The sequence below is a fragment of the Pseudomonas brassicacearum subsp. brassicacearum genome, from assembly GCF_008801605.1.
GTDB classification, from domain to species: Bacteria; Pseudomonadota; Gammaproteobacteria; order Pseudomonadales; family Pseudomonadaceae; genus Aquipseudomonas; species Aquipseudomonas brassicacearum.
The window spans coordinates 1-1,809 of record NZ_VZPJ01000034.1; the positions used below are offsets into that span (position 1 = coordinate 1).

Genomic DNA, 1,809 nt, shown 5'->3' on the forward strand with positions numbered 1-1,809 from the left:
CGCGTCGCGCTGGTACTGGGTGAGCCGTTGTGAACCGTCCTCGCCGTGCTCGGTTTTTTCCAGCAGGTGGCCGTTGAGGCCGTAGGCGTAGGCAGTGCGTTGGCCGTCGAAGCCGACTTGCTGTCGGATCAAGCCGTTGGGCGTGTAGTCCAGCTGATATTTTTCGCCGGATTCGTTTTCGATTTCGGTCAGCAACAGCCGCGCCGAGTCGTAGCGGTACTTCAGCTCGCTGCCGTCGGGGTTCAGGCGGCGGCTGACCAGGTGCAGGTCGTCGGCGTATTCGTAGCGGGTGACCCGCCCTTGTTCATCGCACTCGGCGGTGACCTTGCCGTAGGCGTTGTAGCGCCAGGTTCGGGTGGCACCGTTGGGCAAGGTCACCTGCAGCAGTCGGCCGACGGCGTCCCATTGGTAGTGCGTGAGCGCGCCGTGTTCGTCCTGGCGGCTGAGCAAACGCCCCAGGGCGTCGTAGGAAAAACACCGGCGACCGCCGTCGGGCAGGATCTCTTCGGTCAGTTGGCCCAGGCGACTCCAGGTGAAGCGATGTTCACCACCGTCCGGGGCATACGTCGCCAGCAGTTGCCCATGGGCGTCGTAGGCATATTCCGTGCGCCGGCCATCCGGGTCGATGAGGACGATCACGTCGCCGCGGGCATTGCGCCGGTAGGTCCACACGGCCTTGCCGCGTGAACGGGCGTGCAGGAAACCGTTGCGGTATTCGTAGGACGTCGGCGCCTCATCCGGGGGAAGCAGCGCCACCAGCCGTCCGACCTCGTCGTAGCGGTATTCGCTGACCGCCCCCAACGGGTCCTGCTCAGCAATCAGCCGGCCCTGTTCGTCGTAGGCCTTGAGGTGCTCGCCGCCGTCGGGCTCGACCTTGCGCACCAGCCGCGCCCGGTCGTCGTGGACATACACCTCCTGGCTGCCATCCAGGTGCCGGACCGTGACGCTGCCGTCCTCGGCCCAGGTGTAGCGGCTGTCCATCTGCGCAAACGAGGCCCAATGCCGTACGCAGCGGGACGCCGGCCCGAGGCCTTGCCATTCCCAATAAAAACTCGCGCCACCGGCCAGTTGTCGCTGGAGGATGACGTGCCGGTCGTCGTAGTCGTAGCGCTCGCTTTCACCGGCAGCATTGGTCGCTTCGATCAGTCGGAAACGTCCGTCGTAGCGGTAGGACACCAGCGTCTGCTCGGTCTGCCAGGCTTCGTCGAGGGTGATGGCGGGATGGAAGCTCTGGTAATCGACGGCAATCAGGTGGCGCTGTTCGTAACGCAGGCGCAAGGCGCGCCCGGCGCCGTTGTCCAGGCGGCTGATGTCGCCATGGATGTTGCGCAGGATGGTCAGGCGGTTGTCGTAGCGGTCGCTGAGGGCGCTCAGGTGGCCGTCGCGAAAGTGCAGGAATGGAGCGTTTTCGCCGGGTTGGGCGACGATCAGTTCGTCCGCCTCGGTGCCCAGGTAGATCGCTGCGCGGGCCAGGCTGTTGTGGATCGCCGGACGCTGGGCGCTGGGCAGCGGAAAGGTCGTGCGGCGGTTTTCCTGGTCGACCCAGGTGACCTGCTCACCGTCGAGTTCCAAGCGATGGGCCAGGGCATGGCTCCAACCGCGCCCGAGGCCGACGTCCAGGTCGGCGGCGCTGGTGCGGTACAAACGGGTGAAGACGAACGGCAAGCGACCATCGAGGGTGCCGTCGTCGAGGGTCAGCAGTTCTTCGCCGGTGACCATCGACACCGGGCAGCCGCTGGTCTGGGTCTGGGCCGCAGTGTCGGCGCTGTCGCCGTTGGGGTTTTTCGACTGGGCCGGGGCGTCGTCGTG

General features: G+C 66.1%; 1 protein-coding gene. It reads right to left on the reverse strand.

From position 1 onward, the window contains the following. Window positions 1-1,809 (reverse strand): DUF6531 domain-containing protein (locus F7R20_RS31365; RefSeq protein WP_151180633.1); only part of this gene is annotated, 1,809 nt, incomplete at both ends.